This is a genomic window from Gordonia jacobaea, from assembly GCF_965344965.1.
Classification (GTDB): Bacteria; Actinomycetota; Actinomycetes; order Mycobacteriales; family Mycobacteriaceae; genus Gordonia; species Gordonia jacobaea.
Genome location: NZ_CBDRLS010000008.1, coordinates 128,889 through 152,960 on the forward strand (window position 1 = coordinate 128,889; position 24,072 = coordinate 152,960).

At 64.2% G+C, this 24,072-nt stretch carries 23 protein-coding genes and 2 tRNA genes; 16 read left to right on the forward strand and 9 right to left on the reverse strand.

Going from position 1 to position 24,072, the window contains the following annotated elements; genetic code table 11:
• Positions 1-39: 39 nt before the first annotated feature.
• Positions 40-501: an acyl-CoA thioesterase gene (locus ACRVY7_RS22005; RefSeq protein ID WP_431818650.1), complete on the forward strand. Its 462-nt coding sequence runs from the start codon at positions 40-42 to the stop codon at positions 499-501.
• Positions 498-1,199, forward strand: coding sequence for a DUF8010 domain-containing protein (locus ACRVY7_RS22010; RefSeq protein ID WP_431818651.1), 702 nt, complete (start codon positions 498-500; stop codon positions 1,197-1,199). The genes ACRVY7_RS22005 and ACRVY7_RS22010 overlap by 4 nt, the downstream gene beginning before the upstream one ends.
• Before the next feature lie 6 nt (positions 1,200-1,205).
• Here ACRVY7_RS22010 and ACRVY7_RS22015 read toward each other — a convergent pair whose 3' ends face one another.
• Positions 1,206-3,206, reverse strand: a complete 2,001-nt coding sequence (locus ACRVY7_RS22015) for a glycoside hydrolase family 13 protein (protein WP_431818652.1) — start codon at positions 3,204-3,206, stop codon at positions 1,206-1,208.
• Between the two features lie 91 nt (positions 3,207-3,297).
• The gene (locus ACRVY7_RS22020) at positions 3,298-3,738 is read right to left on the reverse strand and encodes a globin (protein WP_049697035.1); all 441 of its coding nucleotides are present in this window, start codon (positions 3,736-3,738) and stop codon (positions 3,298-3,300) included.
• 204 nt (positions 3,739-3,942) lie between these two features.
• On the opposite strand from ACRVY7_RS22020, the gene ctaJ reads away from it, so the two are divergent.
• Together ctaJ and ACRVY7_RS22030 are read left to right on the forward strand one after the other, a co-directional pair.
• A complete protein-coding gene (ctaJ, locus tag ACRVY7_RS22025; protein ID WP_049697036.1) occupies positions 3,943-4,191 on the forward strand; it encodes an aa3-type cytochrome oxidase subunit CtaJ in 249 nt (82 codons plus the stop codon).
• The gene (locus tag ACRVY7_RS22030; protein ID WP_049697037.1) at positions 4,178-4,678 is read left to right on the forward strand and encodes a DUF5130 domain-containing protein; all 501 of its coding nucleotides are present in this window, start codon (positions 4,178-4,180) and stop codon (positions 4,676-4,678) included. Before ctaJ ends, ACRVY7_RS22030 begins: the two co-directional genes overlap by 14 nt.
• A gap of 113 nt (positions 4,679-4,791) precedes the next feature.
• Here ACRVY7_RS22030 and ACRVY7_RS22035 read toward each other — a convergent pair whose 3' ends face one another.
• Positions 4,792-6,258: a cation:dicarboxylate symporter family transporter gene (locus ACRVY7_RS22035; RefSeq protein ID WP_431818680.1), complete on the reverse strand. Its 1,467-nt coding sequence runs from the start codon at positions 6,256-6,258 to the stop codon at positions 4,792-4,794.
• Between the two features lie 172 nt (positions 6,259-6,430).
• Here ACRVY7_RS22035 and ACRVY7_RS22040 point away from each other — a divergent pair, with 172 nt between their 5' ends.
• Entirely contained in the window at positions 6,431-7,987 is a 1,557-nt protein-coding gene (locus tag ACRVY7_RS22040; RefSeq protein ID WP_387316114.1) for a sensor histidine kinase, read from the forward strand.
• Between the two features lie 5 nt (positions 7,988-7,992).
• A complete protein-coding gene (locus tag ACRVY7_RS22045) occupies positions 7,993-8,685 on the forward strand; it encodes a response regulator (RefSeq protein WP_049697038.1) in 693 nt (230 codons plus the stop codon).
• 22 nt (positions 8,686-8,707) lie between these two features.
• Here the strand turns inward: ACRVY7_RS22045 and pepN are convergent, their stop codons facing one another.
• A complete protein-coding gene (gene pepN, locus ACRVY7_RS22050) occupies positions 8,708-11,281 on the reverse strand; it encodes an aminopeptidase N (protein ID WP_431818653.1) in 2,574 nt (857 codons plus the stop codon).
• A gap of 154 nt (positions 11,282-11,435) precedes the next feature.
• Between pepN and ACRVY7_RS22055 the strand changes: the two genes are divergently transcribed.
• The gene (locus tag ACRVY7_RS22055) at positions 11,436-12,044 is read left to right on the forward strand and encodes a mycothiol-dependent nitroreductase Rv2466c family protein (RefSeq protein ID WP_431818654.1); all 609 of its coding nucleotides are present in this window, start codon (positions 11,436-11,438) and stop codon (positions 12,042-12,044) included.
• Positions 12,045-12,103: 59 nt separating this feature from the next.
• Here ACRVY7_RS22055 and ACRVY7_RS22060 read toward each other — a convergent pair whose 3' ends face one another.
• Positions 12,104-13,159: a M48 family metallopeptidase gene (locus ACRVY7_RS22060; RefSeq protein ID WP_200903182.1), complete on the reverse strand. Its 1,056-nt coding sequence runs from the start codon at positions 13,157-13,159 to the stop codon at positions 12,104-12,106.
• On the opposite strand from ACRVY7_RS22060, the gene ACRVY7_RS22065 reads away from it, so the two are divergent.
• Both ACRVY7_RS22065 and ACRVY7_RS22070 read left to right on the forward strand, forming a co-directional pair.
• Positions 13,133-13,606 (forward strand): ribose-5-phosphate isomerase, encoded by a 474-nt coding sequence (locus ACRVY7_RS22065; protein WP_049697042.1) that lies wholly within the window; start codon positions 13,133-13,135, stop codon positions 13,604-13,606. The two genes, ACRVY7_RS22060 and ACRVY7_RS22065, sit on opposite strands and share 27 nt — an antisense overlap.
• Before the next feature lie 83 nt (positions 13,607-13,689).
• On the forward strand, positions 13,690-14,493 hold the full coding sequence (locus ACRVY7_RS22070) for an Fpg/Nei family DNA glycosylase (protein WP_431818655.1): 804 nt from the start codon (positions 13,690-13,692) through the stop codon (positions 14,491-14,493).
• Positions 14,494-14,613: 120 nt separating this feature from the next.
• Here the strand turns inward: ACRVY7_RS22070 and ACRVY7_RS22075 are convergent, their stop codons facing one another.
• Positions 14,614-14,757 (reverse strand): hypothetical protein, encoded by a 144-nt coding sequence (locus ACRVY7_RS22075; RefSeq protein WP_200903183.1) that lies wholly within the window; start codon positions 14,755-14,757, stop codon positions 14,614-14,616.
• 257 nt (positions 14,758-15,014) lie between these two features.
• Here ACRVY7_RS22075 and ACRVY7_RS22080 point away from each other — a divergent pair, with 257 nt between their 5' ends.
• Both ACRVY7_RS22080 and sthA read left to right on the forward strand, forming a co-directional pair.
• Positions 15,015-15,992, forward strand: coding sequence for a PE-PPE domain-containing protein (locus tag ACRVY7_RS22080; protein ID WP_431818656.1), 978 nt, complete (start codon positions 15,015-15,017; stop codon positions 15,990-15,992).
• 52 nt (positions 15,993-16,044) lie between these two features.
• Positions 16,045-17,505 (forward strand): Si-specific NAD(P)(+) transhydrogenase, encoded by a 1,461-nt coding sequence (sthA, locus tag ACRVY7_RS22085; protein WP_049697044.1) that lies wholly within the window; start codon positions 16,045-16,047, stop codon positions 17,503-17,505.
• Positions 17,506-17,583: 78 nt separating this feature from the next.
• Here the strand turns inward: sthA and ACRVY7_RS22090 are convergent, their stop codons facing one another.
• From ACRVY7_RS22090 to ACRVY7_RS22100, 3 genes are all read right to left on the reverse strand, one after another.
• On the reverse strand, positions 17,584-18,291 hold the full coding sequence (locus tag ACRVY7_RS22090) for a L,D-transpeptidase (protein WP_049697045.1): 708 nt from the start codon (positions 18,289-18,291) through the stop codon (positions 17,584-17,586).
• A gap of 247 nt (positions 18,292-18,538) precedes the next feature.
• Positions 18,539-18,736: a hypothetical protein gene (locus ACRVY7_RS22095; protein ID WP_049697046.1), complete on the reverse strand. Its 198-nt coding sequence runs from the start codon at positions 18,734-18,736 to the stop codon at positions 18,539-18,541.
• Positions 18,737-18,878: 142 nt separating this feature from the next.
• Positions 18,879-18,949, reverse strand: a tRNA-Gly gene (locus ACRVY7_RS22100).
• Positions 18,950-19,220: 271 nt separating this feature from the next.
• Between ACRVY7_RS22100 and ACRVY7_RS22105 the strand changes: the two genes are divergently transcribed.
• The 5 genes from ACRVY7_RS22105 to clpX all read left to right on the forward strand — a co-directional run bounded on the left by ACRVY7_RS22105 (position 19,221) and on the right by clpX (position 23,998).
• Positions 19,221-19,294 (forward strand) — tRNA-Pro (locus tag ACRVY7_RS22105).
• A gap of 42 nt (positions 19,295-19,336) precedes the next feature.
• A complete protein-coding gene (gene tig, locus ACRVY7_RS22110) occupies positions 19,337-20,731 on the forward strand; it encodes a trigger factor (protein ID WP_431818657.1) in 1,395 nt (464 codons plus the stop codon).
• 272 nt (positions 20,732-21,003) lie between these two features.
• Positions 21,004-21,609, forward strand: a complete 606-nt coding sequence (locus ACRVY7_RS22115) for an ATP-dependent Clp protease proteolytic subunit (RefSeq protein WP_049697448.1) — start codon at positions 21,004-21,006, stop codon at positions 21,607-21,609.
• A 60-nt stretch (positions 21,610-21,669) separates the two neighbouring features.
• Positions 21,670-22,359 carry an ATP-dependent Clp protease proteolytic subunit gene (locus ACRVY7_RS22120; protein WP_005207743.1) on the forward strand — a complete coding sequence of 230 codons (690 nt, stop codon included), beginning with the start codon at positions 21,670-21,672 and terminating at the stop codon, positions 22,357-22,359.
• Positions 22,360-22,717: 358 nt separating this feature from the next.
• Positions 22,718-23,998: an ATP-dependent Clp protease ATP-binding subunit ClpX gene (clpX, locus tag ACRVY7_RS22125; RefSeq protein WP_049697048.1), complete on the forward strand. Its 1,281-nt coding sequence runs from the start codon at positions 22,718-22,720 to the stop codon at positions 23,996-23,998.
• Positions 23,999-24,072 lie beyond the last annotated feature (74 nt).

Sequence of the window (24,072 nt, forward strand, 5' to 3'; positions counted from 1 at the left end):
CCCTCTTCTCGGGGAGGTGTCGCGAACGAAAGGACAGTCGTGCTCTACGAGGACGAGGGAGTCAGGACCGACGCCGGTTACGTGGTCAAGGTTCCCGTCCGCTGGTCGGACATGGATGTGTTCGCGCACATCAACCACGCGCGCATGGTGACACTCATCGAAGAGGCTCGGATTCCCTGGCTCTTCTACGACGGGCGACCCACCGCAGACCTGCGTCGTGGTTGTGTCGTCGCGGACCTGCACGTCAAATACCGCCAACAGGTTCGGCACGACGAGGGGCCGATCGTCGTGACCATGTTCGTGGAGAAGGTGCGTGCCGTCGACTTCGTCGTCGGATACGAGGTGCGTCCAGATGCCGCGTCGCCCACCGACAAACCCGCTGTCACCGCGACCACCCAACTCGTCGCCTTCGACGTCGACGAGCAGCGGCTGCGACGACTCACCCCGGACGAGCGCGAGTACCTGGAGAGTTTTCGCCGCACGTCGGGCACCGGCGCGTGACGGAGTTACCCGAGCGGTTCGTCGTCGCGGCGAGTCCCGACGACCGCGGGGACGCATTGGCCTTCCTGTCGCGCGCCATACGCCTCGACGAGGCCGCGGTGATCAGAGTGGTGCAACGGTCCGATGGGCTACTGGCGCTGTGGGCCCATACCGGTTTCGACGTACTGGTCACGAGGTCGATCTTCGGCAGCGTGGCACCGTCGGACATCGTCGTCGACGCCGACACACTCCGCAGTCGGCTGAGCGACGGTACGGCGGGCGTGCCGGTCGAGCCGGGAATGTCACTCGACTCCGCGTGGCGTGGTGCGCTGCCACTGCGCAGCGGCTACCGGCACCTCGACGATGTCCCCGCGCGGACGGTCGTCGAGTTGACGCGCGAGGGAGCACGCCTTGCCCGCGAGGAGGGCAGCAACTTCGGGCCCGCTACCGGCCTCCTCGACCAAGGCGTACTCGACGTCTCGTCCGCCGACGGGGCACTGAACGCCACGGTCTCACTGCGATCGTTGTTCGCGCTCACCGCAATGGGTTTCGTGCGCGATGCCGACGGCCACGAGGTGACCGAGACGTCTCCGATCGACGCCATCGGCGCCACCGAGCCTGTGCGCGTGCGCATTTCGGCAGCGTGGATTCGGATCGACGCGCGCTACGGTTCGGTGTACCAGCGCAGGCACCGCGACCTCGACGTCACGGTTATCTAGCGGCCCTCAGACGAGCCATGCGGCGGCGTTGGGTGCCAACATGCCGTCGACGAGTGGTGCGCTCGTCAGAATCAGATCTCCCGGGGGGAGCCCGACCGGTTCGCTCGTGGTGTTCAGCGCGCACACCAGGTGTCCCTCGGAGCGTCGGAACGCCAGGCATCCCGTGGGTGCGCCATACCATTCGATGCCATCGCCTGCGAATTCGTCACGCTCATAACGCAATTCGATGGCCGTGCGGTACAGCGACAGCGTCGAGTTCATGTCTTCGAGCTCGGCCTCGACGGTGTACTCCGCCCACGATTCCGGAATCGGAAGCCACGTCTGCGGATTCGTCGAGAAACCGAACGGCGGCTCGGAGCCTTCCCACGGCAGTGGTACCCGGGATGCGTCCCGCCCGCGTTCGGTGTGCCCGGAGCGTTCCCACACCGGATCCTGCAGTGCGTCGTCGGGAAGGTCGGCATTGGGGAGGCCGAGTTCTGCGCCGTTGTAGATGAATATCGAACCGGGGAGCGCGAACTCGACGAGCGCCATCGCCCGCGCCCGTGCAGTCCCCAGCTCGACGTCGACGTGGGGCGTCTGCTCGGCTCGTTCTGTCTCGGTGTCTGGAGTCTCGTCGTCGAGTGTCTCGCTGACCGAAGTCTCGGCGTCGGGAGTCTCGGCGTCTGGAGTCTCGTCGTCAAGTGTCTCGCCGGCCGAAGTCTCGGTGTCTTGAGCCTCGGCGTCTGGAGTCTCGCTATCGGGGGTCTCGCTGTCGACGGTGTCGGTGTCCGGAGTCTCGCTGTCGGACGTCACGACGGCGGCACCATAGCGCGTCACTTCGCGGTCGACGTCGTGATTCGAGAGCGTCCAGGTCGGTGTTCCGCCGACGCTCTGCACCGCGTCGAGAGAGTTCTCGATGGCGTCGCGGATGGAGTCGGCGTCGAACGGCGCCTTGGCGAGTCTGAAGTTGAAACCCAGATGCAGTTCGTCCGGGCGCAGGTACTCCGCGAATCGCTCGTTGTCGTCGACCCAGATCTCACCGACGTTCGCGGCGCCGGGGTAGTCGTCGATGACGGCGCGGATCTTTCGATGGATGTCGTGCACCGCGTAGTTGTTGAACCTCGGGTCGTCGTCGCGGTTGACCAGGAGTCCTGCGGCCTCGACGTCCATGTCGGGAAGGTCGGCGGGCTTGGCCATACCGTGTGCGACGTCGATGCGGAAGCCGTCGACGCCGCGGTCGAGCCAGAAGCGCAACGTCTTCTCGAGGTCGTCGAAGACCTCGGGGTTCTCCCAGTTCAGATCCGGTTGTTCGCGCGCGAAGATGTGCAGGTACCACTGGCCGGGCTTGCCGTCGGCTTCGGTGACGCGGTCCCACGCGGGGCCGCCGAAGATGCTGACCCAGTTGTTCGGCGGTTCGTCGCCGTTCTCTCCTCGCCCGTCGCGGAAGATGTACCGCGCACGTTCGGGACTACCCGGGCCAGCCGCCAGCGCGTCGATGAACCATTGGTGCTGGTCGCTGGTGTGGTTGGGGACGAGATCCATCGTCACGCGGATCTCGCGGTCGTGCGCTTCGGCGATCAGCTCATCGAAGGTCGCGAGATCGCCGAAGAGGGGATCGATGTCGCGCGGATCCGAGACGTCGTACCCGTGATCTGCCATGGGGGAGCGCATGATCGGGCTCAACCACAACGCGTCGACGCCGAGGAGTTCGAGGTAGCCGAGCTTGTCGATGACGCCTGCGAGGTCGCCGATGCCGTCGCCGTCGAGGTCGGAGAACGACCGGGGATAGATCTGATAGAAGATGGCCGAACGCCACCAGGTGTCGTCGGCTGGGTCGAGCTGGGTTGCAACTGCGGCGAACCCGTCTGCTTCGTCGACCCCTTCTGCTTCGATAACGCCGTCTGCTTCGTCCACGCCGTCTGCTTCGATGACCCCGTCTGCCTCATGGACGCCGTCCGCCTCGGTGGCGTGCTGGTCGTCGACGCCCGACGCGTCGTCGTTGAGGTCGTCCGGTGTCTCGTCGCTCACCGCGACAATTCTGCCCTACCTGTGTTTTCCGGTAGAAGACCAGGTGGCATCGGCGCGTCGTGTCCGATCTGTCGGATTGGTGCCGGGCAGATCAGAAGGGTGAATTGACCATCGACTGGGCGGCCATCTCCATGTAGTCGACGAGCGCCTGGCGGTGGGGTGGGTCGAGGGTGTCGTCGTCGATCGACGCGATCGCGGTGTGCATGCAGCGCAGCCAGGCGTCGCGCTCGATCGGACCGATGGTGAACGGCTGATGGCGCATGCGCAGGCGGGGGTGGCCACGTTCTTCGGAGTAGGTTCGCGGGCCTCCCCAGTACTGTTCGAGGAACATGCGGAGTCGACGCTCGGCCGGCCCGAGGTCTTCCTCGGGGTACATCGGCCGAAGGATCTCGTCTGCGGCGACCTCTCGATAGAAGACGCTGGTCAGCTTCTCGAAGGTCTCATGGCCACCGACCTCGTCGTAGAACGAACGATGAACCTGGGTGTTCGCCGGCTGGCCGCCGGCAGGGATGTTGCCGCTCACCCGACCCATTGTCCCCACCGTGCGCTGTGGTCTCAACATTGCTGTGAGAAGGCGGCCACGGCAGCACTCTGCACGCGTCTACGACAGACCGTAGGGGTCGGTGCCCGAACGGCTGTCGTGTGGGCTAAATTGATCACACGACCTGTGCGGCGTGAGCGTGCATCGCGCGCTCACCGGCCGTGCGCAAGAGGGTTTATCGATCGGAAGGGTCTCATGGACAACTGGATCGCCTACATCGGAGTGCCGGTCACGGTCCTGGTGGTTATCTTCGCCCTGGCGTGCGTGGTCTCGATGGCATTCTCGAGTGGCGTCAAGTATCCCGAGCAGCAGGAATACACGCTCGACCAGAAGTGGGACCGCGGACCGCTGCTGTTCTCCGCAACGGAGATCGAATCTATTGCGTTGCCGCGTCACGCGGAACCGAACGATGTGGATGGAGGCTCGGCCAGTGCCAAGTGGTGAGATTTCGCAGACGACAAGCTCCGAAGGAACGTCAGAGGTCATCGCGGCCCCCGCGTTGCCCGTCGGCACGGTCATCACCAACAGCGGGCGCGTTTCGTCCACCCGCTTTCCCGGTCAGACCGCGACGACCCCTCCGTTCTCGCGCGACGAACTGATCGCACTCGACGACGCGATCCACGCCGCAACCGAGAAGGCGCTTGTGCGCTTCTCCGTGTACATCGGAGAGCTCGGAACCGACCCGGTGGCCGATGCACGCAACGTGCTGCTCAAGGCAGCCCCCGAGCCCGCGTACGGCGCGCTGCTCGCGGTCTCGCCCAACACGCACGACGTCGTGGTGGTGTCGGGCAGTGAGGTCGCCGACCGCGTCAACGATCGCGTCGCCGACCTGGGCGTGACCGCCGCGATCGGCAGCTTCCGGCAGAACGAGCTCATCGACGGACTCATCTCCGCGCTGCACGTGATGGCGACCGCAGCAGCACCCATCTGAGCTGCAGCACCGAAGGACTTCAGCGGCCCGAAGAACTTCAGCCGCACCGAATAACCAACGAGAATGGCCCGGGAGCAATCCCGGGCCATTCTCGTATGTTGTTGCTGCGGTTCCTACTGTGCGACCAGGTCCCTGGTGGCCGGTGCCTTCTCCGTGGACACCTTCTCAGCCGGTACGGCTGTGGTCGAGTCCTCATTCGTCGCATCGGGTCGCGTGGGGGAGCTTCCCAGATGGTCGTCGACCATGTCGTTCTCGTCGAACGGATCGCGGCCGGACAGCACGTCGTCGACCCGATTCTTGTCGATGGTCCCCGTCCACGATCCGACGAGGATTGTCGCGACCGCGTTGCCCGAGAAGTTGGTGACCGCGCGAGCCTCGGACATGAAGCGGTCGATGCCCACGATCAGTCCGACTCCGTCCAGCATGGCCGGTTGGTGGGCCTGCAGGCCGCCGGCGAGAGTTGCCAGTCCTGCACCGCTGACGCCTGCGGCACCCTTCGAGGCGATGATCATGAAGACCAGCAGGCTGATCTGTGCTCCGATCGAGAGCGGTGCACCCATCGCATCTGCGATGAAGATCGACGCCATCGTCAGGTAGATGGCTGTTCCGTCGAGATTGAAGGAGTAGCCGGTCGGAACCACGACGCCGACGGTGGACTTGTCGACACCGAGGTGCTCCATCTTGGCGATCAGTCGAGGCAGCGCCGATTCGGAGGACGAGGTGGCAAAGATCAGCAGATACTCGCGGGCAAGGTAGCGGACGAGTCGGAAGATCGAGACGCCTGCGACCGACCGCAGGATCACTCCGAGGACGCCGAAGACGAACACGACGCATGTCACGTAGAAGGCGATCATCAGGATCATCAGCTGTCCGACCGCGGCCCAGCCGGTCTGGCCCACAACGTTGGCGATCGCGCCGAATGCACCGATCGGGGCGAGCCACAGGATCATGCTGAGGATCTTGAACACGAGCTTCTGGATGTAGGCGACAGCGGCGAGGATCGGTTCACCGCTGGGGCCCATGGCCTGCAGTGCAAAGCCGACGAGCAGCGCGACGAACAGTGCCTGCAAGACGTTGCCCGAGGTGAGTGCCGACAGGAGTGACTCCGGGATGATCCCCTGGATGAATGCCATGAGTCCGCCGGATTCGTGGGCCTTGTCGGCCAATGCCGAACCCTTGTCCGCGGTCGCCGTGATGTTGAGGCCGTCGCCGGGCTTGATCAGGTTTCCGACGACGAGCCCGATCGCGAGTGCGATGGTCGACATCACCAGGAAGTAGACGAAGGCGAGGCCGCCGACCTTGCCGACCGTCGCGGCCTTTCTGACCGAGCCGATGCCGAGCACGATGGTGCAGAAGATGACCGGCGCGATCATCATCTTGATGAGGCTGACGAACATGGTGCCGAGCACCCCGAGGTCTTTGCCGACACCGGGAGCGATGATGCCCACCGCCACGCCTCCGACGACAGCGACGATGACCGCCACGTACAGCCAATGCGTCTTGTCGCGCTTCTTGGGGGGCGTTGCCGGCAACTCGTCGGTCGCCACCGCGCCGTCTGGGTGTCGTCGTCTCAGATTCATCGTGCTGTCCTTCCTGTGATGCAGGTCGACGTCTTCGAAGCGCACCCGCTGTGGAAGATTGTTGGGCAACACCGTGATGTGGGTCACCATTGAGTTCATTTCGTTCAGGCGATCACCGTGGTGAACTCGATGGCGATTGCCGTATGGGCGGTCGCGGAAGGATGGTGCGAACATGCTGCAGTGGCGTCCCCGGACACTCGCCGGTCAGGCTGTGGCGCTGCAGTTGGCTGTCGTCGTCGTGATCGTGGTGGCAGCGGCGGCCCTCGCCCTGCTCGATGCCCGGCTCGACGGGGTGCGCGCCGCGCGTGAACAGGTCACTTCGGTGGCGGTGAGCATTGCCGACGCCCCTTCGACGGCCCGCGCGCTGGCGTCTCCCGACCCGACCGCGAGCCTGCAGCCGGTGACGGAGGAGATCCGCTCGGTCACCGGGCTGTCGTTCATCACGATCATGAACACCGAGGGTGTGCGCTATACGCACACCAGGCCTGCGCTCATCGGGCAGCGATACCTGGGTTCCACCAGCCAGGCGCTTCGTGGCGAGGTCTACACCGAGACCTATACCGGGACGCTGGGCCCGTCGATCCGTTCGATCGCACCGGTACGCAACGACGAGGGCGTGATCGTCGGGATGGTTGCTGTCGGGATCACGCAGGCCACGCTCACCGACGAGTGGCTGGACCAACTGCCGTTGATCGCGTCGATCGGTCTGGTGGCTATCGTCGCCGCCCTCGGCGGACTCTGGCTCATCCGACGGCGGCTGTTGCGGCTCACAGGTGGTCTGGCGCCGGGAGAACTACGCGTCATGTACGACCATCACGACGCGGTGCTCCATTCGGTCAAGGAGGGGCTCGTGGTGATCGACGACGGCACGATCGCGTTGTGCAACGACGAGGCGCGTCGGTTGCTCGCAGGCGACCGTGGCGGTGATGTCGCTGAACTCGACGAGATGCCCGAATTCCTGCTCGGCACAGAGCCTCTCACCGACGTGCTGTACGTCGATCAGGGCCGGGTGCTCGTGGTCAATCGGGCCCCCGTGTCGACGCGCCCCGGTTCGACCGTCGTCACGATCCGGGACAGGACCGAATTGTCGGCTGCCATAGGCGAATTGGATTCGCTCTCGCGTTTCGCCGAAGCGCTTCGGTCGCAGGCGCATGAATCGGCCAACCGGCTGCACACGATGGTCGCGCTGATCGAGACCGGCCACTCGGAGCGCGCCGCCGATCTCGCCACCGCCGATCTCGCCCTCTCGCAGCGACTGGTCGATCGCGTCTCGGACACGATCAGCGATCCCACCCTCAGTGCGTTGTTGCTCGGCAAGTCGGCCCAGGCAGCAGAACGCGGGATCTCGATGACGTTGACGGAGGAGTCCGCTCTGGACTCGGTCGAGACCTCCCCGTTGACCACCGACGAGATGATCACCATCGTCGGAAACCTGATCGACAACGCGTTGGACGCCTGCGATCCGGATGACCCGTGGGTGGAGGTCACAGTGGCATCGGCGGACGGATTCCTGCGGATCGTCGTTGCCGACAGTGGTCCGGGTATGACCGATGATGAATTCGAAAGAGCTTGCAGCAGAGGATATTCGACGAAGTCCGGTGGCGATGCGCAGGGCAGGGGACTCGGCCTTGCCCTGGTGAGTCACGTGGTCAACCGTCACGGCGGCACCCTGCGATCCGAGCACACATACGGTTCGGTCGTCACTGTCGAGATCCCGAGCGGAGAATAGCCATCGTGATACGCGTGATGATCGTCGACGACGAGCCGCTGCTCGTGCAAGCGCACCGCGACTATCTCGCCCGGATCGGCGGGTTCGAGGTGGTGGCGACGGCGGGCACCGCGCAGGATGCGCACCGCGCGGCGAACGCGGCCGTGGCGGCGGGGGCGCCTGTCGAACTCGTGCTGCTCGATCTGGGCCTGCCGGACGCGAGCGGTATCGACCTCGCGTCCGCGCTGTCGGGACTTCGGCCCGATCCCGACATCATCGCCATCACGGCGGCACGCGATCTACCGACAGTTCGCCGAGCGGTGGCGCACGGCGCACTGCTGTATCTGCTCAAACCGTTCTCGTACGCGGCTTTCGCCGAAAAGATCGAGCACTACCTGCGCTACCGCGAAACCGTCGCGGGCGACGGCGACGCCGTCAGCCAGCGAGACGTCGACCGTGCGCTTGCCGCGCTGCGCACCGCCGACCCCCGACGCGGCGCGCCCAAGGGCATGGCACCGGACACCACCGACGCCGTCGGAAGGGCGGTCCGCGATGCGCCCGACGGGCTGACCGCATCGGAAGTCGCTGCGCAGGTGGGCAGTTCGCGAGTCACCGCGTGGCGATACCTGGAGCGGCTCGCCGACGCCGGCACGGTGCGCAGGGTCACCGAGTACGGCGGGGCGGGCCGACCCCAGATTCGCTACACCTGGACGAGGTGACCTGTCACTCGGTTGTGAACTGTCACTCGGCGTCGAAACCTCGCGCGCGAAGCGAGCGCTCGACACCGGCGCGACCCTCGATGATCAACCGCTTGAGTGCTGTCGGGTGATCGTTGGAGAGGAACTCGTCGGCCTTCGCCAGCGCCTCGGAAGTGATCTCCCACGACGGATACAGACCGTTGACGACGGTCTGCGCAACCTCGCTCGATCGACGGCTCCAGATCTCCGGAACCGCGGCGAAGTACTTGTCGACGTACGGCGACAACAACTCCGCCTGGCCCGGACGGTCGAAACCTGCCACGACGGCTCGCGTGTAGATGTTGGAGAGCGTGTCGTCGTCGATCGCCTGCGACCACGCGTCGGCCTTCGCCTCCGCAAGCGGACGCGCGGCTCGCGCAGTGGCAGCCTGACGCGTACCCGCAGAGGTGTTGTCGCGCTTGGCCTCCGCGTCGATGACAGGTGTATTCGACGGGTCGCTGTCGATGGCGCCGGCAGTCGCCAGTGCGAGCACCAGCTTCCAACGCAGATCGGTGTCGATGGTCAGGCCGGCGAGACCGTGGTCGGCGGGATCGTCGCCGTCGAGGAGCGCTCGGACCACGGCGATCTGTTCGTCGAACAGCTTTCCGGACAGCAGGGTGTTGACGAACGCGAGCTGATGGTCGGAGCCCGACTCGGCCGCGCGGGCGAGTTCGAGGAGTCGGGAGCTGAAACGCGGCCAGCCGACGGTTGTGGCCCACTCCGGGTCGGCGTACGACTCGATCGCGGTTGTCGCCTGCAGCAGAACACGCTGTACCACACCGATTTCGGTCTCGGCGGCGATGCCGTGCTCGACGAGCGCGACAAAGTCGCGGGCCTTCATCTCCGCCTGACGGGTCATCTCCCAGGCGGCCGACCACACCAGCGTGCGCGGCATCGAGTCGGTGATGTCACCGATGCGTGCGGTGGCGGTCTCGAGCGATTCGGGGTCGAGGCGCACCGACGCGTACGTGAGGTCGTCGTCGTTGAGCAGGATCAGTTTTCCGCGCGGGACGCCAACGAGATCGGCGACCTCGGTGACCGAGCCCTCGACGTCGAGTTCGACGCTCTGGACGCGTTCGAGAGCTCCGGACGCGGTGTCGTCGTAGATGCCGACGCGCATGCGATGCACGCGTGTCTCGCCCGCGCCGGGAGCAGCGCCGTCCTGGACGATGGCGAAGCGGGTGAACGCGCCCGAGTCGTCGACCTCGAAGTCGGGTCGAATGACGTTGATGCCGGTGGTCTTGAGCCACTGGCTGCCCCAGTCGGAGAGATCGCGACCCGACGACTTCTCCAGCGCGGCAAGCAGATCCGAGAACGTCGCATTGCCGAACTTATGTGAGGTGAAGTAGTCGCGTAGACCCGCGAGGAAGTCGTCGACTCCGACATAGGCGACCAACTGCTTGAGCACGGATGCGCCCTTGGCATACGTGATGCCGTCGAAGTTGACCTCGACGGCGGCGATGTCGGGGATGTCGGCGGCAACCGGATGCGTCGAGGGCAACTGATCCTGGCGATAGGCCCACGACTTCTCGACGTTGGCGAACGTCGTCCATGCGCTGGTGTACTCGGTTGCCTCCGACTGGCACAGCACCGATGCGAATGTGGCGAAGGATTCGTTGAGCCACAGGTCGTCCCACCACTTCATGGTGACCAGGTCGCCGAACCACATATGTGCCATCTCGTGCAGGACGGTCTCGGCACGCCGCTCGTAGTTGTAGTTGGTCACGCGCGACCGGAAGACGTAATCCTCGAGGAAGGTGACGGCACCCGCGTTCTCCATTGCGCCCGCGTTGAACTCGGGTACGAAGAGCTGGTCGTACTTGCCGAAGGCGTAGGGGATGCCAAAGTTCTTGTGGTAGAAGGAGAATCCCTGTTTGGTCTCGGTGAACAGTCGCTCCTCGTCCATGAACTCGGCGAGGGACGCCCTGCAGTAGATTCCCAGTGGGATCGAACCGTGGTCGTCGGTGTAGGTGTCTGTCCACTCCGCGTACGGCCCTGCGATCAACGCGACCAGGTAGGTGCTCATCACAGGGGTTTGCGCGAATCGGTGCACTCCGCCGTCGATCGACTCGGTCAGCGCGTTCGAGATGACTTTCCAGTCCTCGGGAGCGGTCACGGTGATCGTGTAGGTCGCCTTGAGATCGGGTTGATCGAAGCAGGCGAACATCCGCTTGGCGTCTGCGGTCTCGAACTGCGAGTAGAGGTAGACGGAATCGTCGGTGGGATCGACGAAACGGTGCAGTCCCTCACCGGTGTGCGAGTATGCGCAGTCGGCGACGACGACGAGCTCATTGTCGGCGGCGAGATCGGGGAGTGTCAGTCCCACAGACTCGTCGAATCCGCTGACGTCGAGTTCTTTTCCGTTGAGCGTCGCCGAGATGAGCGTCGGTGCAACCAGATCGATGAAGGTCTGAGAGCCGGGTGTTGCGGTGAAGGTGACGGTGCTCGTCGAGCGGAACGTCTTCTCTCCGGGCTTGCCGCTGCCGTCGGTGAGGTCGAGTTCTACGTCGTAGTGGGATACGTCGATGGTGGTGGCGCGTTCTCGCGCCTGGTCTCGGGTCAGATTCGGGGCAGTCACAATCGCCAGCTTAGCCGCGTAACGTCGGCGTGGAATCGTTGCGGATGGTCGTTGGTTGAAAGTGCTGCTGGTTCAAAGACCTGATGGTTATTCAATGACCTGTCGGGTGTGAACGACCGATACGCGTCGGCCATGTCGAAGGGAATGTTTGCAGATGTCGCAAAAGGATCGTATTGATTTCTGGTTCGACCCACTGTGCCCGTGGTGCTGGATCACCTCGCGGTGGATTCTCGAGGTGGAGAAGGTGCGCGACGTCGACGTGAACTTCCACCTGATGAGCCTCGCCGTCCTCAACGAGGGCCGCGACATCCCCGACGACTACCGCGAAGCGCTCAAGAACGCCTGGCGGCCGGTGCGCGTGATAGCCGCGGCAGTTGCGGCGAAGGGCGACGACATCCTCGCGCCGATCTACACGGCCATGGGCACCCGAATCCACAACCAGGGCAACAAGGATTTCGACGTCGTGATCGCCGAGACGCTCGATGAACTGGGCCTCGATCCCGAGCTCGCGAAGGCCGCGGACTCCACCGAGTACGACGACTGGATTCGCACCAGCCATCACGAGGGCATGGACAAGGTGGGCGACGATGTCGGGACGCCGACCATCCACGTCAACGGGGTCGCGTTCTTCGGTCCTGTCCTGTCCCGGATACCGCGCGGTGAGACGGCGGGAACCGTCTGGGACGGCGCTGTCGCCCTCGCGTCGTACCCGCACTTCTTCGAGCTCAAGCGCAGCCGCAATGAGGATCCGCAGTTCGACTGAACTGGCTCTCGTGGCCTGTCGCCAGAACTCGGGCTTTGTCTCTAGAGCTCGGGTCGTCGCTAGAACTTGGGTGGGGCCTCGAGCCCGTTGGGCAGCGACCCCTCGGCCACGGCGGCGGGGTGGGGCGGGGGCGTGACGGGTACTGCGTTGCCGCTGCCGACGCCGCGAACGATGGTTCTCGGGCGGAACAAAATGGCGCCCGGGCGTGTCCGATCACGCAGTGCGGCTGCGCGCCACGTCAGGACGGGGTGCGACGCGAGCAGATTCACGAGGAAGATGAAGAAGCCCTTCTCGTGTGTTGCCCTGTCGGCCAGTTGATCGAAGTCGACGGCGCGCAGCATGTACTTGCCCGCCGAGAGCACGCCCATTGCCCGCGGCGCGCCGTCGGGTTGCGTGTAGTAGCCGAAGTTGTCGGCCGAATACTCCTGGGCCCGAGACAGCAGCGAGCCGAGTATGGGGATCTGCATGCCGATGCTCGTCGCGAGTTGTCGCCAGTAGGACGTGTGCCCTGCGGCGATGTGACCGACCTCGTGGCCGATGATGAATCGCAGCGCCTCCGGATCACGGGCTCTGCCGCCGATCTCGAAGAGGTCGGAGTAGACGACCACATAGCGCCGGAAACCGTGGCCCGACGCGAACGCGTTGATCTGCCCGTTGCCCAGCACGACGTAGGCGTCGGGGACGTACTCGAGTCCGTAGCGGGCGGCCGCCTCGACGACCATCCGGTATCCCTCGACGAATTGCGTCGGCGTCATCTGAACGCCGTTCGCGCGGGGAGTGGCGTAGGTGATGCCTCGGATGAGGAACAACAGCAACGGCAGCGCGAGTGCCAGCAGGGCGAGCTGATTGAACACACCGAACATCACCAACACCACCGTGATCGCGTAGCCGACCACCGACAGCAGGATCAGCACGACAAGCGTCGGGATCTCCCAAGGATGCAGTCGCGGCTGCGCCGCGTACTTGGCAGGCGTCAGCCAACGTCGGTTGGGGTCGTAGTGGGCCGTCGTCGGCGCAGGATCGGCAAGTCCTGGCACATTGGGAATAGGCGATGAGTCGTCCACGGCCTTCAATCTATAGTGGTCGCTATGCGCGTATACGTCGGTGGCGACCATGCCGGATTCGAACTCAAAGCCAAGATCTCCGAACACCTCAAGGCGAACGGGCACGAAGTGATCGATTCCGGCGCTCACGAGTACGACGCGCAGGACGACTACCCCGCATTCTGCATCGCCACCGCACAGAAGACCGTCGACGATCCGGGCAGCCTCGGCATCGTGCTCGGCGGTAGCGGCAACGGTGAGCAGATCGCGGCGAACAAGGTCAAGGGTGCGCGGTGCGCACTCGCCTGGAATGTCGAGATCGCCCAACTTGCCCGCCAGCACAACAACGCACAGCTCATCGGTATCGGCGGCCGTATGCACACCACCGAGGAGGCGCTCGCGATCGTCGACGCCTTCGTCGACACGCCGTTCTCCGAGGAGCCGCGCCATCAGCGTCGGATCGACATCCTCAGCGAGTACGAGGAGACCGGCATCGCACCGGCTCTGCCCGAGTCCTGATCGTCGAGACTCCTCGCTGGCAGCGATGACCGGTCGTAAGGCGATGACCGGTCGGCGAGGGACTATCTGTCCACGAGGGCGCCGTGCCTGAGGGCCATACCCTGCACCGCATCGCGCGGCGCCAACGAAAGCTGTTCGACGGCCAGCGCGTTGCGGTCAGTTCGCCACAGGGCCGGTTCGCCGAAGGTGCCACCGTCGTCGACGGCATGGTTTTCGACGACGCTCAGGCGTGGGGCAAACACCTCGTGCAGCGTTATCGCGACGGTCGACGTGAGCAACTGCTGCACGTACACCTCGGGCTCTACGGCGCGTTCACCGAGTTGCCGGTCCCGATGGGTGAGCCCGTCGGACAGGTGCGGATGCGGATCGTCGGGGAGTCGACCGGCGTCGACCTCCGGGGCCCCACCGCGTGCGAGCTGTATACGCCGGCCGACCTCGACGCACTGGTCGCACGGCTCGGCCCCGACCCACTGCGGTCCGACGCCGACCCGTCGCGGGCGTACGCGGCGATCGCCCGATCGCGTCGACCGATCGGCGCGCTCCTGATGGATCAGAAGGTCATCGCGGGAGTGGGCAACGTGTACCGCGCAGAAGTGTTGTTCCGCAACGGAATCGATCCGATGAGGCCGGGGACGTCGATCACAGCGGACGAGTTCGATGCCGTGTGGACCGATCTCGTCGGGTTGATGAAGGTCGGCGTTCGTCGTGGCCGTATTCACGTGGTGCGCGCGGAGGATGATCACGGTGCCCCGTCATATGCAAAGAATCGCCCGCGCACCTACGTGTACCGGCGCGCGGGAGAAGAGTGCAGGATCTGCGGGACGCCGATCGCACACAGCGAACTGGAAGGTCGAAACCTGTTCTGGTGCCCGGTCTGTCAGTCGTGATCGGCTTCCGGACAACGCGGCTCGGCAGAGTGGGGCAGGACTCATCCGGGGCCGGCAAGAAGAGCGGGTATCAACACGAAAGCGCCCGCAGTCAGTGACTACGGGCGCAGAATGTGTGGCTCAGTGGGAGCGCTGTTCGGCGCGCTGCGCCATGATCAGCAGTTCGTCGCGTTGAGAATCGGCGGCGACCCGGTTGATCCGGTCGTAGAGCCTGCGACGGTCGGACGAATTGTGGAGCTGTGCACGGAATCGTGCGAAAGACATTGGAAACGCTGCTTTCTTTGGTATCGGGCGTCTTGTTCGGTGGTGCAGTGCGCTCGTTCGACCACCGAGATGGTCGCCTGACGAACCGCACCATCCAGTGTTCGCGTTAATTCTGTGTAAATCAACCTGATCCGACGTGATTTGCGCGACTCTGACCTGCGGTCTCACCGAACGCGCGGGCTCACAGCGAAAGCCTCACAGAGAAAGTTCAGTGTCGTTGGGCATTACTCTCATCGGCTGCGCCGACCATGGGCTACATGGAGTGCACAGATTCCTTGCGGCCGGCAGACGCGCATGAGGTAGCCGGCGGTGACCTCATGGCTCGGGCGTCGACGGCGGATCGCATCACGGTGCTCGCGGTCGGGGGAACGGGTGAGTCGTACCAGGGGGATTCGCGGACAGCGGTCACCGGGTTGCTGGCTGCGGTCGTCGACGATCTCGACGCTCGTTTCGTGTCGCGGTGGGTGGGATACCCGGCAAGCTACGGGCCGGCGAACGGCAGGGACGGCATGAGCTACGCGGACAGTGTGGCTCAGGGCGTCCGGTCGCTGCGGCGACAGCTCGCGCAGACCGGCGGACCGGTGATGATCGTCGGCTACTCGCAGGGCGCCGTCGTCGTCCGACGCTGTATGCATGAACTGCACCGCGACGGTGATCCGGTGATGAATCGTGTTCTGGGTCTCGGATTCGTCGCCGATCCGCACCAACCGCCCGGCGCCGTCACCGGGTGTTCCGGATGGGGAGTCGCGGGGGAGGGCCCGCGGCTGCCCGATCAGATTCCCGCGTGGTGGGTCGGGGCGCCCACCGACATGATCTGTAACGCCGAACCGGATTCGTTGATCCGCGACATCGCCGATCTGACTTCGACCCTCGAACTACGGCGGCCGTTCCGATGGATTCTCGACATGCTTGCGATCCTGCGAGACAACGCTTTTCAGAATGCCGCACGTACCTCAATGCGACCTACCCAGTGGAGTCGCGACGTACGCCGCGTCCGCTCCGCGTGGCGCGCGGTGCGGCGGTACCTTCCGGCTCTCATCGTGTGGCACAGCCTGGTGATCACCAACCGTGACGGTGGCAGGCACACCGCGTACAGCCGTGAGCCGTACCGACGACTCGTCACGGACCCGGACACGACGGGCTGCCAGGAGTTGGCCCGGTGGTTACAGGTGGGTGCAACCTTTGGCCCGGTCGGCGCCTCGAGTCGTGCGAACCCGATCGCTGAGCGACACTGATCACAGACCCCGCGACGGGTCGTCAGGTGTCAGACGAGCGAAAGACGAACCCGTGGATCATTTCGACATCGTTGTCATCGGTTCTGGACCGGCCGGTCAGAAAGCGGCCATAGCCGCGGCAAAGCTCGGTAAGCGGGCAGCAATTGTGGAGCGGCGCAACATGGTTGGCGGTGTGTGCATCAACACCGGCACGATTCCATCCAAGACGTTGCGCGAGGCGGTGTTGTATTTGACCGGCCTCAACCAACGTGAAATGTACGGCGAATCATATCGGTTGAAATCGGATATAACGGTCACGGATCTTTCGGCCCGCACCATGCATGTCGTCGGGAAAGAAATCGACGTCATTCAGAGCCAGCTCGCTCGCAATGGTGTGACCATGCTGCTCGGCAGTGCGTACTTCACGAGTCCTCACGAAATAGCGGTCGAGGACGCCACCGGCGATCTCAAACACGTGAGCGCCGACAAGTTCGTCATCGCCGTCGGTACGCGGCCCGCGCGCCCACCCTCGGTCGACTTCGACGGCACCACCGTCGTCGACTCCGACCAGATCCTGGCACTCGATCGGGTTCCGCGATCGATGGTCGTCGTCGGAGCGGGTGTCATCGGCATCGAGTACGCGTCGATGTTCGCGGCCCTGGGCACCAAGGTCACCGTGATCGAGCAACGGCCCACCATGCTCGACTTCTGCGACCGTGAGATCGTCGAAGCGCTGCAGTACCAACTGCGCGAGCGAGGTGTGACCTTCCGGTTCGGTGAGCAGGTACAAACCGTCGAGACGCATCCATCCGGAACGCTGACGATCCTGGCGTCGGGCAAGAAGATCCCCGCGGACACCGTGCTCTACTCCGCGGGCCGTCAGGGTGTTTCCGACGAGTTGAGGGTGGAGGCAGCGGGCCTGACCGCAGACAAGCGCGGCAGGCTCACCGTCGACTCCGACTTTCGGACCGCGGTCGACCACATCTACGCGGTTGGTGACATCATCGGGTTCCCCGCGTTGGCTGCGACGTCGATGGAGCAGGGCAGGCGCGCGACGTATCACGCGTTCGACGAGCCGGTCGGCGCCACGGACGACAACCTGCAGCCGATCGGGATCTACGCCATCCCGGAGATCAGCTTTGTCGGTCAGACCGAAGATCAGCTGACGGCAGCGAATGTGCCGTTCGAAGTGGGCGTCGCGCGGTATCGCGAACTCGCACGAGGGGCCATCATGGGCGACTCCTACGGCCTGCTCAAGTTACTCGTGCACGCCGAGGAGCGAACGCTTCTCGGCGTGCACGCATTCGGTAGCAATGCCGCCGAACTCGTCCATATCGGCCAGACGGTGATGGGTCTCGGCGGCAAGATCGACTACCTCGTCGATGCCGTCTTCAATTACCCGACCCTGGCCGAGGGCTACAAGGTTGCCGCGCTCGATGCGTCGAACAAGATGCGCGCGATCGCGCAGGTGCGGGCCGAGGGTAATCGGATGGACCTCGACGTCGGGACGGTCGACGCGGGAACCCTCGTCTGAGGTCTAGGCAACACGAAAGAGGCTCCCGGTCGTCGACCGGGAGCCTCTTTCGTGTCTTGAATGATTCAGATAGGCAGATCAGTTGCCGTCGTACTGGCCGCCGACGGTTCCGCGGACCACGATCGGGGTGCCCTGCGGGATGGTGTCGTAGACCCACTTGCCGTTCTCGGTGCTGATGTTGATGCAACCGTGGCTGACGTTGCTGTTGCCCTGCTGTGCGACCGACCAGGGTGCGGCGTGGATGAAGATGCCGTCACCCGACATGCGGGTCGCCCAGTTCACGTCGGTGCGGTAGCCCTCGGGTGAGTCGACCGGAACGCCGTAGGTCGAGGAGTCCATCACGATGTGCTGGTACTTCTCACGGGTGTGGTAGACGCCGTTCGGGGTCGGATGCGCGTTGGATCCCATGGAGATCGGCATCTTCTTGACGAACTTGCCGTCCTTCCACCAGTAGATGGTGTGGTCACCATCGGTTGCCAGCGCGATCCAACCGGTCGAGGTCTTCACGTTGGGGATCGCGGGGACGTTCGGGGTCTCCTGCGTGGTCGTAGGAGGAGGCGTGGTGGTCTTGGGAGCCGGCGCAGGAGTCGACGGCTTGGGCGGAGTCGGCAGTCCCGGAATGTTGTCAGGGATCTCGACAGGCGGAAGGCCCGGCACGACGGTGACTGGCGTGGCCTGGGCGAGGCCCGGTGCGGCCAGTGCAACGGCGATGACGCCGATGACCGCTGCAAGGAGTCCACGGACGACGCTCTTCCGGCGACGATGGGACGACGTTGTGTTCAACACGGGAGTTCGCAAACCTTCGCTCTCGGGACAGTACGGGCGCACCCCCCCGAGGCGCCGCGACCATCGTTACACAACCGTTGTCTTTCCTTCAAAGGCAAACGCGTGCAACGCCCCATTGAGGTGTCGGATCGGTGCTTCGCGAACGTAAAAGGGGAGGTCGGTGGATAGGCTGCCGCACTGTGTGACACCCATCACATTTTTCCGAATCGTCAACTCGAAGGTCTCGAAAAGGCTGCGGCGCCGCGCATTACGCCGGCTGGCTCTGGGTATCCGGGTGTTCGGTCTTGAGATGCAGCGCGGGTTCGGAGCATCCCTCGTTGCGGCAGACGAGCATGGCGTCGACGCGTGGCGTGCCACTCTCGGACGTCGTCACGTCGCGGCGGAAGAACAGCGGTGCGCCGCAGGTAGAGCACTTGCGCGGGGTCTTGGAGTAACTGGAGGACATGCTGCAAGGTTACACCCGAATGTGGCGTGGATCACACTCGTCATCGTGGTGGTGTGTCGCAGGTGCAAGCCGAAGAAGGCGACGGAACACGGGGCCGATACAAAAGAAAGAGGTCAGAGGGAAAACCCTCTGACCTCGTCTGAGCGGGTGACGGGAATCGAACCCGCGTAGCTAGTTTGGAAGACTAGGGCTCTACCATTGAGCTACACCCGCGTGCTGTCGCCCAGCGGCAGCGCATGTGACTGTACCCAATGAATGCGTCGGATTCGAAATCGCCTGGACGTCCACGTGTCACGCGGGAGCTTCCGGGGGCCGAGTGGTTCCGCATTCACAAGTCTGCGGCTCGTCACACGCACGTCGTCGAGGACCGGATTCGGTTACTCAACTGGGGCCACGTACTATCTTCTGTTGGCCCTGCTCGTCAGGGAATTGATGGGTCCGCACAAGGGGCCATCGGGGCCGCGGTGAGGTGTATCGAGGCCACCGGGATGTGGCGCAGCTTGGTAGCGCATCCGCTTTGGGAGCGGAGGGTCGCAGGTTCGAATCCTGTCATCCCGACAGATCAGGACGTACGCACGTACACATAAGGAGCATTGAGGCGTGAAGAGCACCGTCGAGCAACTGAGCCCGACCCGAGTGAAGCTCAATGTCGAAGTACCGTTCGAGGAACTCTCGGGCGACTTCGACCGGGCATACCGTTCGCTGGCACAGCAGATCCGTATTCCGGGCTTCCGTCCGGGAAAGGCGCCGGCCAAGCTGATCGAAGCTCGAGTCGGTCGCGACTCGATCCTCGCTCAGGTCGTCAACGACGCGCTGCCGGGCAAGTACTCGGAGGCAGTGGCGGAGACCGAGACCAAGGCCATCGGCCAGCCCGAGATCGATCTGTCCGAGCTGAAGTACGGCGAGAGCATCAGCTTCACCGCTGAGGTCGACGTTCGCCCGGAGATCGAGCTTCCCGACTACTCGACGCTGTCCGTCGAGGTCGACGCCGTCGCCGACGACGAGGACGCGGTCAACGAGCAGCTCGAAGGGCTGCGCGGCCGGTTCGGCACGCTCAAGGGAGTCGACCGCGCCGTCGAGAATGGCGACCACGTCTCGATCGACCTGTCGGCGACCGTCGACGGCGAGAACGTCGAAGACGCGTCGACCGAGGGACTCTCACACGAGGTCGGTTCGGGTCAGTTGATCGACGGACTCGACGAGGCGCTCGTCGGTCTGAAGTCCGGCGAGTCGAAGACCTTCACCACCAAGCTCGTCGCGGGAGAACATGCAGGCGCCGACGCCGAGGTCACCGTCACGGTGAACTCGGTCAAGGAGCGCGAACTGCCAGAACTCGACGACGAGTTCGCTCAGATGGCGTCCGAGTTCGACACCGTCGATGAGCTGCGCGAGTCGATCGTCGAGCGCGTTGAGCAGTCGAAGCGGTTCGACCAGGCCAACGCTGTTCGTGACGCCGTGCTCGACAAGCTCCTCGAGACCGTCGAGATCCCGCTGCCGGAGAACGTCGTGCAGGCCGAGGTCGACGGACAGCTCGAGCAGGTGCTGCACAGCATCGGCCATGATGACGCGATCTTCGAGCAGTTGCTCGAGGCACAGGGCACCACGCGTGAGGAGTTCGAGAAGAACGCTCGCGAGTCGGCCGAGAAGTCGGTCCGCACGCAGCTCCTCCTCGACGCCATCGCCGAGCAGCAGGAGACCGAGGTCAGCCAGGACGAGCTGACCCAGCAGATCCTGTTCCAGGCGCAGCGTTACGGGATGGCTCCGCAGGAGTTCATCCAGCAGCTCACCCAGGCAAACCAGGTCGGCGCCGTCTACGCCGACGTTCGCCGCGGCAAGGCGCTCGCCGGCATCGTCGACGAGGTCACCGTGACCGACTCCGACGGCAACACCGTCGACACCGCAGAGTTCTTCGGCGGCGGCACCGATGCCGACGACGCTGCTGACGAATCGGCCGCTGACGAGTCGGATACGGACAAGAAGGATTCCGACGCCTGACTTTTCCACAGCAGGACGTGACAGCCGGATACTGGGCCATGCCCGTGTCCGGCTGTTCTGCTCTCAGCGAATAGGGGCGTCATGGGCGGTGTCGGGCACCGTCGATTGACTACTGTCGGTGAGGACGATCCCGAATAAGCGAGATCGACAGGGCATGCCATCGACAGGCCGCGCCCCGTCATCAATGCACTCGAGATCAACAAGCACACGGGCCCCGGGTCAGCCGGGGCGCGGATCGAGACAGACCACAAACGACAGACAAGGTGGGAACCGTGAGCAAGCCGACCATTTACACACCCTCGATGAGTTCAGGGGTCGCCGGGCTGAACCTGAGCGACTCGGTGTTCGAGCGGCTGCTGCGTGAGCGAATCATCTTCCTGGGTACTCAGGTCGACGATGACATCGCCAACAGGCTGTGCGCGCAGATTCTGCTGCTCGCCGCCGAGGACCCCACGCGAGACATCCACATGTACATCAACTCCCCCGGTGGCTCGGTGACCGCGGGCATGGCGATCTTCGACACGATGGAACTCGCCGAGTGCGACATCGCCACCTACGCGATGGGCCTCGCGGCCTCGATGGGTCAGTTCCTGCTCACCGCCGGCGCCAAGGGAAAGCGCTACGCCCTTCCGCACGCCCGCATCATGATGCACCAGCCGTCCGCAGGTATCGGCGGTACGGCGGCCGACATCGCGATTCAGGCCGAGCAGTTCGCCACGACCAAGAAGCAGATGAACGAGCTGAACGCCGAGCACACCGGTCAGACGGTGGAGCAGATCGAGGCAGACGCCGATCGCGACAAGTGGTTCACCGCAGGGGCGGCCAAGGACTACGGCCTCGTCGACCACGTGATTTCGCGCGCCAGCCAGGCGTCGTAGATCTCAAGCGATCAACCACAGTCGACTTCACCCGTCACCTCACACTTCACGGAGCAGACCATGACCAACATGTACGACTCGCTGCCGGCCGACGTCGCCGCAGGGATTCCCGCTTCGGCCCTCGCGCTGAAGAACATCGAAATGCGCTACATCCTCCCGCAGTTCATCGAGCACACCCCCAACGGGCAGCGCCAGTACGACCCGTACGCGAAGCTGTTCGAAGAGCGCATCGTGTTCGTCGGAACGCCGATCGATCAGACCGTCGCAAACGACGTGATGGCGCAGTTGCTGGTTCTCGAATCGCAGGACCCCGACCGCGACATCACCATGTACATCAACTCGCCGGGCGGCAGCGTGCCGGACATGCTCGCGATCTACGACACGATGCAGTACGTCCACTGCGACATCGTGACCGTCTGCCTCGGAGAGGCTGCGTCGGCCGCGGCGATTCTGCTCGCGGGCGGTAGCCCCGGCAAGCGTGCGGCGTTGCCGAATGCGACCATCCTGATCCACCAGCCCCGTACGGGTGGAGCATTCCAGGGCCAGGTGTCAGACCTCGAGATCCAGGCCGCCGAGATCGAGCGCATCCGCAACCGTCTCGACGAGATCCTCGCCGGCCACACCGGTCAGTCCAAGGAGAAGATCCGCAAGGACACCGACCGCGACAACATCCTCACCGCCGACCAGGCGAAGGAATACGGCATCGTGGACGAGGTGTTCGAGTACCGCAAGAAGTCGATGAAGAAGTAGCGACACACCCCTCGGGGTTCCCCGATAACGGTGCGGCACAGGGTGCATGCTTGAGTGCCGCACCGTTGGGGGCGACGAGTCGGCGGATCGGCGGATTTCGATCGCGACATTTGCTCTTATCGGTCGAAGTTATGTCGACACGCGGGTACCGTCGTGATATCGGGCGATCCTGACTAGCGATGGTCCGCATCCGACTGCCCCAAGTACGAGGTCTGCGACGACAGTCAAGGTTCCACCCCGCAACGATCCAGACGACAGCGATCCAAACGACATCGATCCAGACCACAACGATCAGGCCGACACGATTCATACGACGACACGGCAGCACGGCAAGCAAGGGAAGTAGGTACGGCGCGAGATGGCACGAATCGGAGACGGTGGCGATCTGCTGAAGTGCTCGTTCTGTGGGAAGAGCCAGAAGCAGGTCAAGAAGCTCATTGCCGGCCCCGGCGTGTACATCTGCGACGAGTGCATCGACCTGTGCAACGAGATCATCGAGGAAGAGCTCGCCGAGAACGGCGACGTGAAGCTCGACGAGCTACCCAAGCCCGCAGAGATCCGCGACTTCCTCGAGAACTACGTCATCGGCCAGGACACTGCCAAGCGCACGCTCGCGGTGGCTGTGTACAACCACTACAAGCGCATTCAGGCGGGGGAGAAGAAGGACTCGCGGACCGGCGAGGTCGTCGAACTCGCGAAGTCCAACATCCTGATGCTCGGGCCTACCGGGTGCGGTAAGACCTACCTCGCCCAGACGCTCGCCAAGATGCTCAACGTGCCGTTCGCCATCGCCGATGCCACCGCGCTCACCGAGGCCGGTTACGTCGGTGAAGACGTCGAGAACATTCTTCTCAAGCTGATCCAGGCCGCCGACTACGACGTCAAGCGCGCCGAGACCGGCATCATCTACATCGACGAGGTCGACAAGATCGCCCGTAAGAGCGAGAACCCGTCGATCACCCGTGACGTCTCCGGCGAAGGTGTGCAGCAGGCGCTTCTCAAGATTCTCGAGGGCACGCAGGCATCGGTGCCGCCGCAGGGCGGACGCAAGCATCCGCACCAAGAGTTCATCCAGATCGACACGACCAACGTGTTGTTCATCGTCGCGGGTGCTTTCGCGGGACTCGAGAAGATCATTTCGGAGCGAATCGGCAAGCGCGGCATCGGTTTTGGCAACGAGGTTGCGAGCAGGGCCGAGGTCGACACGAGCGATCATTTCGCCGAGGTCATGCCGGAGGACCTGATCAAGTTCGGTCTGATCCCGGAGTTCATCGGACGTCTGCCGATGATCGCGTCGGTGACCAACCTCGACAAGGAATCTCTCGTCTCGATCCTGTCGGAGCCGAAGAACGCGCTGGTGAAGCAGTACACCAAACTCTTCGACATGGACGACGTCGAGTTGGAGTTCACGCAGGATGCTCTGGAGGCCGTCGCCGACCAGGCAATCCACCGCGGCACCGGTGCACGCGGGCTCCGCGCCATCATGGAAGAAGTCCTGCTTCCGGTCATGTACGACATCCCGAGTCGCGACGACGTCGAGAAGGTTGTCGTGACCGCTGAGACGGTCAACGACAACGTTTTGCCGACGATCGTGCCGCGGTCCGACACGTCGGCCGAGCGTCGCGACAAGAGCGCCTGACACCGCACCGAACTCTCTGACACGCGGGCTCCGTCTCACGAGACGGGGCCCGCGTTTCGTCGTCTTGGGGACGG

Bases quoted from the DNA above. Each gene is read 5' to 3' on its own strand.
- ACRVY7_RS22075 (WP_200903183.1), bottom strand. From the start codon at position 14,757: ATGTCTTTCGCACGATTCCGTGCACAGCTCCACAATTCGTCCGACCGT.
- ctaJ (WP_049697036.1), top strand. From the start codon at position 3,943: ATGGACAACTGGATCGCCTACATCGGAGTGCCGGTCACGGTCCTGGTG.
- ACRVY7_RS22065 (WP_049697042.1), top strand. From the start codon at position 13,133: ATGCGCGTATACGTCGGTGGCGACCATGCCGGATTCGAACTCAAAGCC.
- ACRVY7_RS22020 (WP_049697035.1), bottom strand. From the start codon at position 3,738: ATGGGTCGGGTGAGCGGCAACATCCCTGCCGGCGGCCAGCCGGCGAAC.
- ACRVY7_RS22035 (WP_431818680.1), bottom strand. From the start codon at position 6,258: ATGAATCTGAGACGACGACACCCAGACGGCGCGGTGGCGACCGACGAG.
- ACRVY7_RS22055 (WP_431818654.1), top strand. From the start codon at position 11,436: ATGTCGCAAAAGGATCGTATTGATTTCTGGTTCGACCCACTGTGCCCG.
- ACRVY7_RS22080 (WP_431818656.1), top strand. From the start codon at position 15,015: ATGGAGTGCACAGATTCCTTGCGGCCGGCAGACGCGCATGAGGTAGCC.
- ACRVY7_RS22060 (WP_200903182.1), bottom strand. From the start codon at position 13,159: ATGGTCGCCACCGACGTATACGCGCATAGCGACCACTATAGATTGAAG.
- ACRVY7_RS22095 (WP_049697046.1), bottom strand. From the start codon at position 18,736: ATGTCCTCCAGTTACTCCAAGACCCCGCGCAAGTGCTCTACCTGCGGC.
- ACRVY7_RS22120 (WP_005207743.1), top strand. From the start codon at position 21,670: ATGACCAACATGTACGACTCGCTGCCGGCCGACGTCGCCGCAGGGATT.
- ACRVY7_RS22040 (WP_387316114.1), top strand. From the start codon at position 6,431: ATGCTGCAGTGGCGTCCCCGGACACTCGCCGGTCAGGCTGTGGCGCTG.
- clpX (WP_049697048.1), top strand. From the start codon at position 22,718: ATGGCACGAATCGGAGACGGTGGCGATCTGCTGAAGTGCTCGTTCTGT.